This is a genomic window from Burkholderia sp. Bp9016, assembly GCF_003857765.1.
In the GTDB taxonomy this organism is placed as follows: domain Bacteria; phylum Pseudomonadota; class Gammaproteobacteria; order Burkholderiales; family Burkholderiaceae; genus Burkholderia.
In genome coordinates this window covers 1-15,936 of sequence record NZ_QTPY01000028.1, presented here as the reverse complement: position 1 = coordinate 15,936, position 15,936 = coordinate 1, and the positions used below count along the sequence as shown (strand labels likewise).

15 protein-coding genes are annotated in these 15,936 nt (G+C 66.7%); 11 read left to right on the top strand and 4 right to left on the bottom strand.

What is annotated here, in order from left to right; all coding sequences use genetic code 11:
- Window positions 1-159: 159 nt before the first annotated feature.
- Window positions 160-510, bottom strand: a complete 351-nt coding sequence (locus DIE13_RS27145) for a hypothetical protein (RefSeq protein ID WP_124830156.1) — start codon at window positions 508-510, stop codon at window positions 160-162.
- 165 nt (window positions 511-675) lie between these two features.
- Here DIE13_RS27145 and DIE13_RS27140 point away from each other — a divergent pair, with 165 nt between their 5' ends.
- A complete protein-coding gene (locus DIE13_RS27140) occupies window positions 676-1,470 on the top strand; it encodes an AraC family transcriptional regulator (RefSeq protein ID WP_124830155.1) in 795 nt (264 codons plus the stop codon).
- Between the two features lie 58 nt (window positions 1,471-1,528).
- Here the strand turns inward: DIE13_RS27140 and DIE13_RS27135 are convergent, their stop codons facing one another.
- The gene (locus tag DIE13_RS27135) at window positions 1,529-1,792 is read right to left on the bottom strand and encodes a hypothetical protein (protein WP_124830154.1); all 264 of its coding nucleotides are present in this window, start codon (window positions 1,790-1,792) and stop codon (window positions 1,529-1,531) included.
- A gap of 284 nt (window positions 1,793-2,076) precedes the next feature.
- Window positions 2,077-3,969 (bottom strand): bifunctional sugar phosphate isomerase/epimerase/4-hydroxyphenylpyruvate dioxygenase family protein, encoded by a 1,893-nt coding sequence (locus DIE13_RS27130; protein ID WP_124830153.1) that lies wholly within the window; start codon window positions 3,967-3,969, stop codon window positions 2,077-2,079.
- Between the two features lie 256 nt (window positions 3,970-4,225).
- Between DIE13_RS27130 and aroQ the strand changes: the two genes are divergently transcribed.
- From aroQ to DIE13_RS27115, 3 genes are read left to right on the top strand one after another with little or no spacing between them, the layout of a single operon-like run.
- Window positions 4,226-4,681, top strand: coding sequence for a type II 3-dehydroquinate dehydratase (aroQ, locus tag DIE13_RS27125; RefSeq protein ID WP_124830152.1), 456 nt, complete (start codon window positions 4,226-4,228; stop codon window positions 4,679-4,681).
- Complete coding sequence (locus tag DIE13_RS27120; RefSeq protein ID WP_124830151.1) at window positions 4,678-5,532, top strand: shikimate dehydrogenase; 855 nt, start codon at window positions 4,678-4,680, stop codon at window positions 5,530-5,532. The genes aroQ and DIE13_RS27120 overlap by 4 nt, the downstream gene beginning before the upstream one ends.
- A gap of 36 nt (window positions 5,533-5,568) precedes the next feature.
- Complete coding sequence (locus DIE13_RS27115) at window positions 5,569-6,918, top strand: MFS transporter (RefSeq protein WP_124830150.1); 1,350 nt, start codon at window positions 5,569-5,571, stop codon at window positions 6,916-6,918.
- Between the two features lie 88 nt (window positions 6,919-7,006).
- Here the strand turns inward: DIE13_RS27115 and DIE13_RS27110 are convergent, their stop codons facing one another.
- Window positions 7,007-8,116, bottom strand: a complete 1,110-nt coding sequence (locus tag DIE13_RS27110; RefSeq protein WP_124830149.1) for a 2-aminoethylphosphonate--pyruvate transaminase — start codon at window positions 8,114-8,116, stop codon at window positions 7,007-7,009.
- Window positions 8,117-8,369: 253 nt separating this feature from the next.
- On the opposite strand from DIE13_RS27110, the gene phnS reads away from it, so the two are divergent.
- Genes phnS through DIE13_RS27075 form a run of 7 tightly spaced genes read left to right on the top strand, consistent with a single transcriptional unit; the run spans window position 8,370 to window position 15,661 of the window.
- Complete coding sequence (gene phnS / locus DIE13_RS27105) at window positions 8,370-9,461, top strand: 2-aminoethylphosphonate ABC transporter substrate-binding protein (protein ID WP_124830148.1); 1,092 nt, start codon at window positions 8,370-8,372, stop codon at window positions 9,459-9,461.
- 34 nt (window positions 9,462-9,495) lie between these two features.
- Window positions 9,496-10,599, top strand: a complete 1,104-nt coding sequence (gene phnT / locus DIE13_RS27100; protein ID WP_124830147.1) for a 2-aminoethylphosphonate ABC transport system ATP-binding subunit PhnT — start codon at window positions 9,496-9,498, stop codon at window positions 10,597-10,599.
- Window positions 10,577-11,497, top strand: a complete 921-nt coding sequence (locus tag DIE13_RS27095; RefSeq protein WP_124830146.1) for a 2-aminoethylphosphonate ABC transporter permease subunit — start codon at window positions 10,577-10,579, stop codon at window positions 11,495-11,497. Before phnT ends, DIE13_RS27095 begins: the two co-directional genes overlap by 23 nt.
- Window positions 11,487-12,347, top strand: coding sequence for a 2-aminoethylphosphonate ABC transport system, membrane component PhnV (phnV, locus tag DIE13_RS27090; RefSeq protein ID WP_124830145.1), 861 nt, complete (start codon window positions 11,487-11,489; stop codon window positions 12,345-12,347). The genes DIE13_RS27095 and phnV overlap by 11 nt, the downstream gene beginning before the upstream one ends.
- Window positions 12,344-13,654, top strand: a complete 1,311-nt coding sequence (gene phnA, locus DIE13_RS27085) for a phosphonoacetate hydrolase (RefSeq protein WP_124830144.1) — start codon at window positions 12,344-12,346, stop codon at window positions 13,652-13,654. The genes phnV and phnA overlap by 4 nt, the downstream gene beginning before the upstream one ends.
- Window positions 13,651-15,105, top strand: coding sequence for a phosphonoacetaldehyde dehydrogenase (gene phnY / locus DIE13_RS27080; protein WP_124830143.1), 1,455 nt, complete (start codon window positions 13,651-13,653; stop codon window positions 15,103-15,105). The genes phnA and phnY overlap by 4 nt, the downstream gene beginning before the upstream one ends.
- Before the next feature lie 4 nt (window positions 15,106-15,109).
- Window positions 15,110-15,661: a phosphonate degradation HD-domain oxygenase gene (locus tag DIE13_RS27075; protein ID WP_124830142.1), complete on the top strand. Its 552-nt coding sequence runs from the start codon at window positions 15,110-15,112 to the stop codon at window positions 15,659-15,661.
- Window positions 15,662-15,936: the final 275 nt, after the last annotated feature.

Here is a 15,936-nt window from a genome sequence, read left to right as displayed (position 1 = left end):
GCCGCCGCCGGCTGGCTGGCCGGTGCGGTAAGCCGGGCGAGACGTATCGGTTGGCCGGCCTGGATGAAAGCCGTGCGGGCTCGCCGGACGCTGCGCACTGTGCCGGAATCGGCGTGCATGGCGGCGGCGGGATATCGTCTCGTGACCGTTGAGCGAAGTCTAGGTAGCGAAAATACGCGCGTCTTGCGCGTTCGGTACGCAGCCGGCGACGATTTCGGCATATCGTCGAATACCCTGATATATGCTTAAATCGTCATCCTTGATGCGCAAACGCGCCAAGACGCGATGCGTCGGCATTTTTAGGATGGCGGGTTCGGGGGCGCGCGGCCGGGCGCCGATGCGGTACGCAGGCATCGCGGCGCAGAGGTGGTGTGACGCGGCGAAACGCGCGAAACGCGCGAAACGCGCGAAACGCGCGAAACGCGCGGAAGGTGCGGAAGGTGCGGAAGGTGCGGAAGGTGCGAAGCGTGCGTCAAAGCTCGACACACGCGCGGCGGAGTCGTTGCGCATACAACCGCATGCAGCACCCGGCCCAGTCAGCCATCGCCAGCCGACGACTATCCACCGCGATCTGCCGTGCCGGCGGATTGCATTGCCTCCCGGGATCGCCGCCACGCGTTCGAGGGGGCGCTCCTATAATCGACGCCATCAGCCACTCGCTTTTCAGATGCCGGGATGACGACCTTGCTTGCCGTACCGCCCATGAGCCTGTCCGACACGTTGCGCTACCAGCCCGGCAATGCCGATTTCGGCGCGATGCTCGCGCACTTCCGCCTGCTCGAACCGGTGTTCGACGCGCTGCCCGACGTCGCGTTCTTCGTGAAGGACGCGAACGGTCGCTACGCGCTCGTCAATCGCACGCTCGCGATGCGCTGCGGCTACAAGGACAAGCGCGACCTGCTCGGCAAGACGACCGACGAAGCGTTTCCGCGCCGCTTCGGCCGCACCTATTTCGAGCAGGACATGGCGACGATCAACGCCGGCCAGCAACTGACGGACCAGCTCGAGCTGCATCTGTACCCGGGGCGTCAGCCGGGCTGGTGCCTGACCTGCAAGGAGCCGCTGCGCGATGCGGCCGGCAAGGTGGTCGGGCTCGCGGGCATCTCGCGCGACCTGAAAGCGCACGAAGGGTCGCATCCGGCGTACAGCAAGCTCGCCGACGTGGTCCAGCATATCCAGGATCACTATGTGCAGCCGCTGAACCTGAAGCAGCTCGCGCAGATGGCCGGGATGTCGGTCGCGCAACTGGAACGCTACTTCCACAAGGTGTTTCACCTGACGCCGCGTCAGGTGTTGTTGAAAACGCGGCTCGACGCGGCCACGGCGCTGCTCGTCACGCACGACAAGGTGACTGACGTCGCGGCGTTATGCGGCTATACGGATCACAGCGCGTTCACGCGCCAGTTCAAGGCGACGGTCGGCATGACGCCGACCGAATACCGGCTGATGCTGCAGGACCGGTCGGGATGATGCGACTCGCCGGCCGCGTGCGTGGAAGGGGGGAGGGCTGGAACGGGAAAGCGGCGGCTCAGCGGTAGCCGAGCCCTTTCAGGATGGCTGTGCCGTCTTCGGTGAGCCGGAAGCTCGGTGCCGTATCGGCGTCGAGCTTGACCATCTCGACGAGGCCGGCTTCCTGCAACGCAGGCAATTCGGGTTTGGCGTTTGCGCTGATCGGCGCGTGCAGCAGCACGAGCAGCGTCGCGATTTCATGATGGCTGAGGAGACGACGCAGCATCGTCTTCTTCGCAGGGGGTGCGGCCGGGCGGCCCGCGGGTGCTTCTACGGCGCTCATCGCTGTCCTCCATTTCGGGATATCCATCGGGTACTGGTTGCGGATGGTGCCGACGAAGACTTAAGCGATTCTTAAAACCGCGGTGCTGCCGCGGATGCTGCACTGCGGCGAGCGTTACCGGATGTAACCCCCGCCGGGCGGCCGTCTCCGGCCGCAAGCGGGGCGCCTTGCCGGGCGGGCGAAACCCCGGAATTCACCATGATGGTGCGCAAGGCGGCGTGCGTCGCCGGGCCGCACCGTTTTTCCGTCCGGTTCGGCGCCAAAACGACACTCCACTCATTCCCTTATTTCCTGCGCTGAGCCTGCGCGGCAAGTCGCACGGCCGCATTCGCCGCGCCGTAGCCGTCGTAGCCGCCGCGCCGCTCGACGATTTCGAGCGAGAAGCGGTTGTCGACCAGTTCCGTGTACGCATGCAGGAATTCGCCGCCGTGCTCGTCGCGGTCGTACAGCAGGTGGTGGGCGCTCAGCGTGTCGATCAGTTCGTCCGGCAGCGCGTAGCGCGCGGCGAGATCGTCGTAGTAGTTCGCCGGAATCCGCAGGAACGGCACGCCGTCGGCGGCGAACGCGGCGATCGTCTTCACGATGTCGTCGGTCCGGAACGCGACGTGATTCAGCCCCGTGCCGTGATAGCGGTCGAGCGATTCCGCGACGGCCGTATGGCGGTCGACCGACGCATTCAGCGCGATCCGCACCGAGCCGTCCGCGCTGCGCACCGCACGGCTGCGCATCAGCCCGTACGGGTCGGGCACCAGCCAGCTGCGCTCGGCTTCGAAGCCGAATGCCGTCTTGAAGAACAGGATCCACGTGTCGAGCGCGTCGGCCGGCAGTGCGAGACACACGTGGTCGATACCCGTCAGCGGGCCGACCTCGCTCGGGCCGTCGATGTCGGTCAGCACGAAATCCGACTCATAGAGCGTCGGCGCGTTCGGCGCCTCGTCGACGAAATATTCGAGGCTGCCGTCCGGCGCCTGCACGCTCGGCAGCACGCGCTCGTTCGGGCCGACGCGCCCGGAAAACGGCGCGTAGCCGAAGCCGGCCGCGCGTTCGAACGCCACTTTTGCGTCGTCGACGCGGAACGCCGATGCACACAGCGACAGCCCGTGCTGCTGGAAGAACGCATCGGCGAACGAGTCGCGCTCGGCGTTCAGCACGATCGACGCGGCGCCGTGCTGAAACAGCGTCACATCCTTCGATCGATGGCGGCCCGCGAGCCGGAAGCGCATCCGGCCGAGCCATTCGCCGACGGTGGCCGCCGCCTGCGCGTCCACCGCGAATTCGATGAACTGGAATCCGACGTGCGCGGCCGGTGCCGGCGGCGCGAACAGCGGCTGGCTGGCCGCCGGCGCACGGCCGTCCTGTGCGAGCCGCGCGCGCGTCAGCTCTTCCAGATAGAGCAGCGAACGATGGCCGTCGGCGGCCGTGATCGCGGTCGGCGCGGCGCGGAAACCGTCGTTGAAGATCTCGAGCGACAGCGGCCCCGTGTAGCCGGACTCGATCACGCGGGCCGTAAAGCGCGCGAGGTCGAAGTCGCCCTGGCCGGGGAACGAACGGTAGTGGCGGCTCCATTCGAGCACGTCCATCACCAGTTTCGGCGCATCGGCGATCTGAACGAACGCGATCCGGTCGCCGGGGATGTCGGCGATCGCATCCGGCGAGTCGTCGAGCGACAACGTATGGAAGCTGTCGAGCGCGAGCCCGAGGTGCGGGCTGTTCACCGCGTTCACGAGCTGCCACGCATGGCTGTACCGATTCACGACGCGGCCCCACGCGAGCGCCTCGTACGCGACGATCACGCCGGCTTCTCGCGCCGCCTCGGCCAGCGCGCCGAGCTGGTCGGCCAGCAGCGCATCGTCGGCGATCGTGTCGGGCGACACGTTGCTGCACACCAGGATGCGGTCGGTGCCGAGCGCGTGCATCACGTCGAACTTGCGCCGGGCGCGGTCCAGATTGCGGGCGAGCTGGGCGGCGCTCACGCCTTCGAAGTCGCGAAACGGCTGGAACAACACGATGTCTAGACCGAGATCGGCGGCCATGCGCCTGACGTCGGCGGGCGATCCGTCGAAGTAGACGAGGTCGTTCTCGAAGATTTCGACGCCGTCGAAACCGGCTGCCTGGATGGCGGCGAGCTTTTCGGCGAGCGTGCCGGACAGTGACACGGTGGCGATCGAGCGCTGCATGGGCGAATCCTGCGGATGAGCGGGGTATGGCGTCGGCGGAATCGGACCCGAATGAACCAGTCGTTGAGTTCCGGGAAAGCGCCATATCCCGAATTTACTAGGGAAGTGAGACGGATTATACAAACTAACTAGATGGTACAAATTAGCGAAAACCCGAAAAGACAGTGTGCGTGTGCCGGCGCACACTAGCGTCACTTCCCGATGTCACGGGGCTGAGCCGATCATGTTCAGTCCCTGTTTTTGGAGCAGAATCGTCATGAGCAAGTACAAGGTGCTGGTGCTGAACGGCCCGAACCTGAATCTCCTGGGGACCCGCGAGCCCCATATCTACGGCGCGGAAACGCTGGCCGACGTCGAGCAGCGCTGCCATGCGGCGGCCGAGGGGCTGGGGCTGGAGGTCGACTTTCGTCAGTCGAACGCCGAGCACCAGTTGATCGACTGGCTGCATGCCGCGCGCCACGACACCCATGGCATCGTGATCAACCCGGCTGCCTACACGCATACGTCGGTCGCGCTGGCCGACGCGCTTTCCGCGATCGCGAAGCCCGTGATCGAGGTGCATATCTCGAACGTGCATCGCCGCGAGGCATTCCGTCACCACTCGTACGTATCGGCGGTCGCCGAAGCCGTGATCTGCGGCTGCGGTACCGACGGCTACCTGTTTGCGCTGCAGCGCCTGTCAACCCTTCTTGCCCGAGGAGCCGCACGATGAGCCGCCCGTCCTTTCTGATCGGCCTGATCGGCCAGGGTATCGGCGGCTCGCTGTCGCCTGCGATGCATGAGGAAGAAGGATTCCGCCAGGGATTCGGCTACGTATACCGGCGCATCGATCTCGACGCGCTCGGCCTGACCGTCGACGCACTGCCGCAATTGCTCGATGCCGCGCAGCGGATGGGCTACAACGGACTGAACATCACGCATCCGTGCAAGCAGCGCGTGATCGAGCACCTCGACGCGCTGTCGGACGACGCACGCGCGCTCGGCGCGGTGAACACCGTGCTGTTCAAGGACGGCAAGCGGATCGGTTACAACACCGACTGGTCGGGCTTCGCGAAATCGTTCCGGCGCGGGCTGCCCGACGCGACGCTCGAGCGCGTGGTCCAGCTCGGCGCGGGCGGCGCGGGCGCGGCCGTCGCGCATGCCGCGCTGCAGATGGGCGCGGCCGAGCTGACGATTTTCGACGTCGACGGTACGCGCGCCTCCGGCCTCGCGGCCGAGTTGCAGCAGCGCTTTCCCGCGGCGCGCGTCACGCCGGGCAGCGATCTCGCGGCCGCGATGCAGGCGGCCACGGGCCTGATCCACGCGACGCCGACCGGCATGGCCAAGCACCCCGGCCTGCCGTTGCCGGCCGAGATGCTCCACGCGGGGATGTGGGTGGCCGACATCGTGTATTTCCCGCTCGAAACCGAACTGATCCGTGCCGCGCGCGCGGCCGGTTGCGCGACGCTGCCGGGCGGCGGGATGGCCGTGTATCAGGCGGTCGACGCGTTCGAGATCTTTACCGGACGCACGCCGGACGCCGAGCGGATGTTCGACCACTTTCAGTCGCTCGTCGCACGCTGACCCTATCTATACGTAAAGAGAGACCAGGAGACGACCATGCAGCACACCACTCCCACGAACGCCCCGCCCGCGCAGGCGGCCGGCACGGTCCGGCGAACGTCGGCGCGCTACAAGATTCTCGCGCTGCTCGCGATCGGCACGATGATCAACTACCTCGACCGGACCGTGCTGGGGGTCGCTGCGCCGCAGCTCACCAAGGAACTCGGCATCAACGCTGCGGTGATGGGCGTCATGTTCTCCGCGTTCTCGTGGACGTATGTCGCGGCGCAGGTGCCGGGCGGTCTCTTTCTCGACCGCCTGGGCAGCAAGGTCACCTATTACTGGTCGATGACGTTGTGGTCGCTGTGCACGTTCCTGCAGGGCTTCGTGCCTGGCGTCGGGACGCTGCTCGCGTGCCGCCTCGGCCTCGGCGTCGCGGAGGCCCCGTGCTTCCCGACCAACAGCCGCGTCGTCGCGACGTGGTTTCCGCAGAGCGAGCGCGCGATGGCGACGGGCACCTATACCGTCGGCGAATACATCGGCCTCGCGTTCTTCAGCCCCGTGCTGTTCGCGCTGATGGGCGCGTTCGGCTGGCGCTCGCTGTTCTGGGTCGTCGGCGCGATCGGCATCGTGTTCGGTCTCGTCTGGTGGAAGTTCTATCACGAGCCGCGCAACCATCCGGGCGCGAACGCCGAGGAACTCGCGTACATCGAAGCGGGCGGCGGTCTCGTGCACGGCGCACGCAAGGGCGGCGCAGCTGAAAAGGGCGGCAAGGGCGGACAGAAGCAGTTCAGCTGGTCGATGGCCGGCCGGCTGCTGAAGAAGCGCCAGCTCGCGGGCATCTGCCTCGGCCAGTTCGCCGGCAACTCGACGCTCGTGTTCTTCCTGACCTGGTTTCCGACCTATCTTGCAACCGAACGCCACATGGGCTGGCTGAAGATCGGCTTCTTCGCGGTGATGCCGTTCATCGCCGCGTCGGTTGGCGTGATGTTCGGCGGCATCTTCTCCGACTGGCTGTTGCGTCGCGGCAAGTCGGCGAACCTCGCGCGCAAGCTGCCGATCATCGCGGGCCTGCTGCTGGCTTCGACGATCATTCTCGCGAACTACGTGCAGAGCAACGAGGCCGTGATCGCGATCATGTCGGTCGCGTTCTTCGCGCAGGGCATGGCTGCGCTCGGCTGGACGCTCGTGTCGGACATCGCGCCGGACGGCCTGCTCGGCGTGACGGGCGGCATCTTCAACTTCGCGGCGAACCTCGCGGGGATCGTCACGCCGCTCGTCGTCGGCTTCATCGTCGCATCGACCGGGTCGTTCGTCGGCGCGCTTGTGTTCATCGGCGTGATCGCGTTGATCGGCGCGCTGTCGTACATCTTCGTCGTCGGCGACATCAAGCGGATCGAACTGTAAGTACGGCTCCACGCACTCTCGGTGCGTTCGCCCGGCGGCCTCAAAGGCCGCCGGGCTTTTTTGTTTGAGCGTCCGGCTGGCACGAGCGTCACGCGCGCTGCATGGCAATCCCGAGCGATTCGACCGCCTGCGCGATCGCCGCCACCGCGCGCCGGATGTCGCCGGCATCGATCGCGCCGATGCAGCCGACGCGGAACGTCTCGAGTTGCGTCAGCTTGCCCGGATACAGGATGAAGCCCGCGTCGCGCACCGCGTCGTAGAAGCGGCGGAAATCATAGGCGGGATGGTCGGGCGCGTGGAACGTGACGATCACCGGCGCCTGCACGCTCGCGTCGAGGAACGGCATGAAGCCGAGTGCGCGCATCGATTCGACCAGTGTCCGGCAATTTTCCGCATAACGCGCACCGCGCGCGAGCTGGCCGCCTTCGGCGAGGTACTGGTCGAGCGCGGCGCGCAGCGCGGCGATCACGTGGGTCGGTGGCGTGAAGCGCCACTGGCCCGTCTTGCGCAGATACGCGTACTGGTCGTGAAGGTCGAGCGCGAGCGACGGCGAGTTGCCTTCGCAGGCGTCGAGCGCGTCGCGCCGTACGATCGCGAACCCCATCCCCGGCACGCCTTCCAGACACTTGCCGCTTGCCGAGATCAGCGCGTCGATTCCGCTGTCCGCGAGCGCGATCGGCAGCGCGCCGAACGAACTCATCGCATCGACGATCAGCCGCTTGCCGTGCCGCCGGCACACGGCCGCGATCGCGTCGAGCGGATTCAGGATCCCGGCGCTCGTTTCCAGGTGCACGAGTGCGACGTGCGTGATGCGCGGCTCGCGCGCGAACGCCGCTTCGACTGCCGCCGGGTCGACGGCTGCGTCCTCGCCGAACGGGAGCGCGATCGCGTCGATGTCGAGCCGGCCGAGGATCTTCAGGATGCGCGCGCAATACGCGCCGTTGTCGGGCACGAGCACGACGCCGTCGTGCGGCACGAGCGTGCCGAGTGCGGCTTCGACCGAGAACGTGCCGCTGCCCTGCATCGGTACGCATACATACTCGTCGCCACCGCGCGCGATCGCGACGAGATCCGCGCAAACGCTGGCGGTCAACGCGTTGAATGCGGCGTCCCACGAGCCCCAGTCATGTTGCATCGCGTGGCGTGTTGTGGCGGAGGTGGTGAGCGGGCCGGGCGTGAGCAGAATCGGGGCTGACATGGTTTTTCTCCTGCAATGGTCGGACGAAACGCCGGTCGGCGTTTCTGAATGACTTGCATGATATTGGCAAAATGTGTCATTTTTTGGAAATTGTGGCACTCGTCACGGGTTTGTCATCGAACGCTGTGATCCTTCGGTTGCCGCGCGAAACCACCTGCAGCGCGGCAGCGAGGCCGGCCGGTTGTCGGTCTGCCCGACTGAAAGAGCCGGATCGTGCCCCGGCCGCTTGGTGTTCCGCCTACGGAGAAGTGAGATGACACTGCAGAATTCCTCGCGCGCCGCTGCCGGCGCGTTCCGCAAGCTCGCGCTGGCCGCCTGTGCCGCCGGTCTGCTGCAAGGCGTGGCGATGCCCGCCCATGCCGCGAACGCGGTCGTGCTGTATACGGCGGACGGTCTCGAGAACCTGTATCGCGACGTGCTGCCGGCATTCGAGAAGAAGGAGGGCGTCAAGGTCAACATCGTGACGGCGGGTAGCGGCGAAGTCGTCAACCGCGCGAACATCGAAAAGAATTCGCCGAAGGCGGACGTGATCGTCACGCTGCCGCCGTTCATCCAGCAAGCCGGCCAGATGGGCCTGCTGCAGCCGTACCAGAGCGTGAACTACAAGAACGTGCCGGCGATCGCGAAGGCGGAAGACGGCACGTGGGCCACGTTCGTGAACAACTACTTCTCGTTCGCGATCAACCCGGACGTCGTGAAGAACCAGCCGAAGACGTTCGCCGACCTGCTGTCGCCAAGCTACGCCGGCAAGGTCGCGTACTCGAACCCGGCCACTGCCGGCGACGGGATGGCCGTGCTGATCCTGACGACCACGCTGATGGGCGAGGACAAGGCGTTCGACTATCTCGCGAAGCTGTCGCAGAGCGTGAAGTTCCACACCAAGGGCACCGGCTATCTGAACGTGCTGCTGTCGCGTAACGAGATCAGCGTCGCGAACGGCGACCTGCAGATGGACCTCGACGACGCCGAGCATGGCGCGCTGTCCGTCAAGCCGATCTTCCTGGCTGCGAAGGCTGGCGACCAGCCGACCACGTTCCAGCTGCCGTACGGCATCGGCCTGATCAAGAGCGGCCCGAACCAGGACGCCGGCAAGAAGCTGATCGACTACCTGATGTCGACGGAAGTGCAGTCGAAGGTGCCGGACATGTACGGCATCCCGGGCCGCACCGACGTGCCGCTGACAGGCAAGAACGGTGAAGCGGTGAAGAAGGCGATTGCGGGCGTGAAGCTGATCTCGGTCGACTGGAATCAGGTGATGGCGAAGAAGCCGGAGTGGATCGAGCGCTGGAAGAAGGACGTGATCGGCAGCTCGGGCAAGCAACTCGACGTCGTCAAGCCGAAGTGATCGGCGTACGCCGCCTGTAATAGTGAGCGAGAGGATGAACCCGGTGGAAACCACCCTGACCCATCCCGGTGCATTCGGCGCCGCCGAGCCGCATGCAACGCTGCGGTCCGGCGCGCCGGGCGGCGTGCGGATCGAACACCTGAGCGTGCGCTACGGCGCACGCACGGTGCTGGAAGATCTGTCGCTGTCGATCGGCGCCGGTGAATTTTTGACCGTGCTCGGCAAGAGCGGCTGCGGCAAGACCACGCTGCTGCGCTTCATCGCCGGGTTCGTGAAGGCCGACGGCCTGACCGGCACGCTGACCGTGGCCGGACGCGACCTGACCCATGCGCCGCCGCACAAGCGCAACCTCGGTCTGTTGTTCCAGAATTACGCGCTGTTCCCGCACCTGTCGGTGTTCGAGAACGTCGCATTCGGGCTGCGCGCCCGCGGAATGGCCTCGTCGGAAGTGACGCGCCGCGTCGCCGACGCACTGAAGCTCGTGCAGCTCGGCGATGCCGGCCACCACCTGCCCGCGCAGTTGTCGGGCGGGATGCAGCAGCGCGTTGCGCTGGCCCGCGCGCTTGTGATCGAGCCGGACGTGCTGCTGCTCGACGAGCCGCTGTCGGCGCTCGACGCCAACCTGCGCGCATCGGTGCGTAGCGAACTGAAGGCGCTGCACGAGCGCCTGCCGAACCTGACCGTCGTCTGCGTGACGCACGACCGCGACGACGCACTCGTGCTGTCCGACCGCGCGCTGCTGATGCGCGACGGCCACATCGCGCAGCTCGGCACGCCGCAGCAGTTGTACGACGCGCCGCAGGATGGCTACGTCGCGCGCTATCTCGGCCCGGCCAACCTGTTGCCGCCGCGCGTGATTTTCCCGCTCGGCGATCCGCGCCACGACGTGCGCGACAAGGTGGCATGCGTGCGCCCCGAGCGCCTGACCGTGATGCCGCCGGCGGCCGGCGGCCTGCACGGCACGGTGTCGTCCGTCGAGTGGCAAGGTGCGGACCTGTCGATCTCGGTCGTGATCGACGCGGCGCCCGGCGAACCCGTGCGCGTCACGATGCAACGCGGCCGCGGTGCGGCTCCCGAGCGCGGTGCGCGCGTTTCCCTGCATTGCGAGGCAGACGATGTCGTCCTTATCGAGCCCTGAAGCCGGCCTGCCGCCGCACGTGCTCGCGTCGGCCGCGGCGCACGCCGCCGTCGCGCGGCGCCGCAAGCGCATGGGCGACCTGCACCTGGCCGCACTCGCGATCGTCGTGCTGGGCCCGCTCGTCGTCTATCCGCTGATCCGGCTCGTGCTGCTGAGCGTGTCGGGCGATCACGGGCTGAGTTTCGCCGCGTACCGGACGTTCTTCGACAACCCCGATACGCGCAACGTGCTGCTGACGACGATCGGCGTGCTGTTCGCAAGCGCCGGCACCGCGTCGGTGCTCGGCGTGCTACTCGCCGCGCTGCTGTTTTTCAAGCCGTTCCCGGGCGCGTCGCTCGTCACGCGCTTCCTCGAACTGTACGTCGCGTTCCCGTCGTTCCTCGTCGCGTTCACGCTGATCTTCCTGTACGGCTCGCAAGGCTCGGTCAGCATCGGGCTGCAGCACCTGTTCCATCTCGAGAATCCGCCGCTCGACTTCCTGTTCGGCATCGGCGGCGTGATTCTCGCGCAGACCGTGTTCTACACGCCGTTCGTCGTGCGGCCGACGCTCGCGTCGTTCGCGACGCTCGACCTGCGCCTGATCGAAGCGGCGCGCAGCCTCGGCGCGTCCGGCTGGATGCTCGCGCGCCGCGTCGTGTTGCCGATCGCGTGGCCGGGCATCGCCGCCGGCACCGTGCTGTGCTTCCTGCTGACGCTCAACGAGTTCGGGATCCTGCTCGTGCTCGGCAGCGCGCGGCTCGTGACACTGCCGGTCGCGATCTACAGCAGCGCGACCGTCGACCTGGATCTGCCGACCGCGTCGGCCGGCGCGGTCGTGATGCTGGCGCTGTCGCTGGCGCTGTATGCGGTTTATCGCCGGGTGAACCGGCGTGCGACGGGAGGGAACGATGTCCGCTGAATTCCGTATCGGGCAAGCCGTGCCGCGCCACCAGATCGGCTGGGGCGACACGCTGCTCAAGCATGCGTCGCGTGCGGCGCTCGCGCTGGCCGCGTTCGCGTGCTTCTGGCTGTTCGTGCTGCCGGTGGTGGTCGTCGCGTTGTCGAGCGTATCGACGCAATGGTCGGGCACGATCCTGCCGGCCGGCTACAGCCTGCGCTGGTTCGAACGGCTCGGGTCGCCGGAATACGACGCGCTGCTGACGAGCCTCGAAATCGGCTTCGGCGTGTCGGCGATCGGCACGATCCTCGGGCTGTGGCTCGCGCTTGCGCTCGAAGGGCGCGACCGGCGCGGCCTCGGTGCGGTTGTCGACGCGCTCGTGATGGTGCCGAACGGCGTGCCGAGCGTCGTGCTCGGGCTCGCGGTGCTGATCGCGTATCACCAGAAGCCGCTCGACCTGTCGAGCTCGGCGGCGATCGTCGTGCTCGTGCAGCTCGCGCTGATCCTGCCGTTCTGCTATCGGTGCGCGGCTGCCGCGTTGCGTCCCGAACTGACCGTGCTGCGCGAAGCCGCGGCGAGCCTCGGTGCGCCGCCCGCGATGGTGCTGCGTCGCGTGCTGCTGCCGCAACTCGTGCCGGCGCTGCGCGCGAGCCTCGCGCTCGGTTTCGCGCTGTCGCTCGGCGAACTCGGTGCGACGCTGACCGTCTATCCGCCCGGTTTCGCGACCGTGCCGATCGTCGTGATCGGCCAGGTGGAGCGCGGCTATTACCTTCCCGCATCGGCGTTGTCGCTGCTGATGCTCGGCGCGTCGCTCGCGGCGCTGCTCCTGATCGCTGCGCGCGTGCCGCGCGGCAAGCGGGCGGTATCATGAACGCCGCGTTCGCATTGCGGCAGCCCGGCGAGCAAGCCGCTACGGGCAAGGCGTCGACGGATCTCGCGGGACGTTCCGTCGAAGTGAACGGCCGGCGCTACCGCCTGCCGGTCGAACCGACCGTCGTCGTCTGCGTCGACGGCTGCGAGTACGACTATCTCGAACGTGCGGTGGAAGCAGGCGTCTCGCCGTTCATCGGCCGGATGATCGCGGAAGGCACCGCGTGGCGCGCGGACTGCGTCGTGCCGACCTTCACCAACCCGAACAACCTGTCGATCGTCTGCGGCGTGCCGCCGTCGGTCCACGGGATCTGCGGCAACTACTTCTGGGATCCGGCCGCCGACGGTGGTCGCGGCGCCGAAGTGATGATGAACGACCCGGCCTACCTGCGGGCCGGAACGCTGCTCGCGGCGGCGTCCGGTGCAGGTGCGCGGGTTGCGGTGGTCACCGCGAAGGACAAGCTGCGCCGGCTGCTCGGCTGGCAGATGAAAGGCATCTGCTTCTCCGCGGAGAAGGCCGCGCAGGCCAACCTCGCGGAAAACGGGATCGTCGACGTGCTCGACTGGGTCGGACTGCCGTCGCCCGACGTATACAGCGCGGCGTTGTCGGAATTCGTGTTCGCGGCCGGCGTGCGGCTCGCGCAGACGCGTCAGGTCGACCTGATGTACCTGTCGACCACCGACTACGTGCAGCACAAGTGCGAACCGGGCAGCGCCGGCGCGAATGCGTTCTACGCGATGATGGATGGTTACCTCGCGCAACTCGATGCACTCGGCTGGGCGATCGGGCTGACCGCCGATCACGGGATGAACGCGAAGCACGATCCTGCGACGGGCCGCCCGAACGTGATCTATCTGCAGGATGCGTTCGACGGCTGGTATGGGGCGCAAGCCGTGCGCGTGATCCTGCCGATCACCGACCCGTATGTCGTGCACCACGGCGCGCTTGGGTCGTTCGCCACTGTGTACCTGGCGTCCGGCGTCGACCGGGCTGACGCGATGTGGCGCGTGGGCGGGCTCGACGGCGTCGAGCTCGTGCTCGACAACGCGGAAGCGGCCGCGCGCTTCGAGTTGCCGCCCGACCGGATCGGCGACCTCGTCGTGATCGCACGGCGCGACATGACGCTCGGCACACGCGAGCGCGAACACGATCTGTCCGGCCTGACCGTCCCGCTGCGTTCGCACGGCGGCGTGTCCGAGCAGGAAGTGCCGTTGCTGTTCAACCGTCGGATCGAGCGGGACGACCCTGCGCGTCGTCCGCGCAACTTCGACGTTTTCGATTTCGTGCTGAACCGGATCCCATCATGATGGCTCATCCCCGACAGGATCACCCCGCGTTTCGCGCCGAGGCGCTGCGCTGGTGCGGCACGCGCGCGACGCGCGAGCGCGTGTTCGACGTCACCGATCCGTATACCGGCACGCGTGTCGGGACGGCGCCGCTGGCGAGCGTCGACGACGTGCGTGCCGCGTTCGACTACGCGATGGCGTACCGGCCGACGCTCACGCGCTACGAACGTTCGCAGATCCTCGAGCGCGCGGCCGCGCTGCTGCGCGAGCGTACCGAGGAAGCATCGGATCTGATCACGCTCGAATCGGGGTTGTCGAAACGGGATTCGCGCTACGAAATCGGCCGTGTCGCCGACGTGCTGAAGTTCGCGTCGATCGAAGCGCTGCGTGACGACGCGCAGAGCTTCTCGTGCGACCTGACACCTCACGGCAAGGCGCGCCGCGTGTTTTCGCAGCGGCAGCCGCTCGACGGCGTGATCGTCGCGATTACGCCGTTCAACCATCCGATGAACCAGGTTGCGCACAAGATCGCGCCGGCGATCGCGACCAACAACCGGGTGATCGTGAAGCCGTCCGAGAAAGTGCCGCTGTCGGCGTTCTATCTGGCGGACCTGCTCTACGAGGCCGGTTTGCCCAAACCGATGCTGCAGGTGCTGACCGGCGATCCGCGCGAAATCGCGGACGAACTCGTCACGCATCCGCATGCGTCGCTGATTACCTTTACGGGCGGCGTGTCGATCGGCAAGGCGATCGCCGCTCGGGCCGGCTACCGGCGCATCGTGCTGGAGCTGGGCGGCAACGATCCGCTGATCGTGCTCGACGATGCCGATCTCGAGCGGGCGACGTCGCTGGCCGTGCTCGGTTCGTACCGGAATTCGGGCCAGCGCTGCACGGCCGTCAAGCGCATGCTGGTGCAGCGCTCGATTGCGCCGGCATTCACCGATCTGCTCGTCGAGAAGACGCGCGCCTGGACTTACGGCGATCCGTTCGATTCCGCGAACGAGATGGGCACGGTGATCGACGACGCGGCGGCGCGGCTGTTCGAGGCTCGGGTGAGTGAGGCCGTTGCGCAAGGCGCGCGCCTGCTGACCGGCAACGTGCGGCGCGGCGCGCTCTATTCGCCGACCGTGCTCGACAACGTCGATCCGTCGATGACGATCGTGCGCGAGGAGACTTTTGGCCCGGTATCGCCCGTGATCGCGTTCGACACGATCGACGATGCGATCCGGATCTGCAACGGGACGGCGTTCGGGTTGTCGTCGGGGCTCTGCACGGACAGCACGGCCGCGGTCGTGCGGTTCGTGAACGAGTTGAACGTCGGCACGGTGAACGTCTGGGAGGTGCCTGGATACCGGATCGAACTGTCGCCGTTCGGCGGGATCAAGGATTCGGGGCTTGGCTATAAGGAAGGCGTTCAGGAGGCGATGAAAAGCTTCACGAACTTGAAGACGTTTTCGCTGCCTTGGGAGTGAGCGGATGGCACTGACTGTCGAAGAGATTCACGGGCTGTATCGCGAGCACGGCCATGTTGCCTATAGCGGCGAACCGGTCACGCAGCTGGAGCATGCGTTGCAGAGTGGCTTGCTCGCGGAAGAGGCGGGCGCCGATGAAGCGCTGGTCGCGGCGGCATTCCTGCACGACCTCGGGCATCTGCTGAATCGGCAGGGCGAGACGCCGAGCGCGCGCGGGATTGACGATCTGCATCAGTATTATGTGCTGCCGTTCCTGCGACCGTTGTTTCCCGATGCGGTGCTGGAGCCGATCCGCCTGCATGTCGATGCGAAGCGGTGTCTGTGCCGGACGGACGCAGGATACTTCGAGAGCCTGTCGCCGGACTCGGTGCGCAGCCTCGGGTTGCAGGGCGGTATCTTCAGTGAAGAGGAGACGGCGGCATTCCTGCAGCGCCCGTTCGCGGAGGACGCGCTGCGTCTGCGTCGCTGGGACGATACGGCCAAGGAAGAAGGCAAGGCGACGCCGAGTCTCGATCACTATATGGAGATAGTTGCGCGCCAGGTACGAGCGGCCTGACGATTCGGGTGCCTCTATTCAAGGCCCCGCACGCGGCAGCGTGCGGGGCCTTGAATTTTTTCGAGAAACCTCTTGCGCGATCGGCGGTGAGTGCATAGAATCACGCCTCTTTCGCGCTAACGGAAACACGGCGCGGGGGAAGAAGGGAAGCGGTGCGGTCGAGGTTGTTGCAAAGCCTTGGCGCACACGGAGTTGAACCCCCAGCCGTTGCGACGAAGCAGTTAAAAAAGTTGTTGACGATCTGGAAAAAGCGGTTCATAATCTCGCTTCTCTGC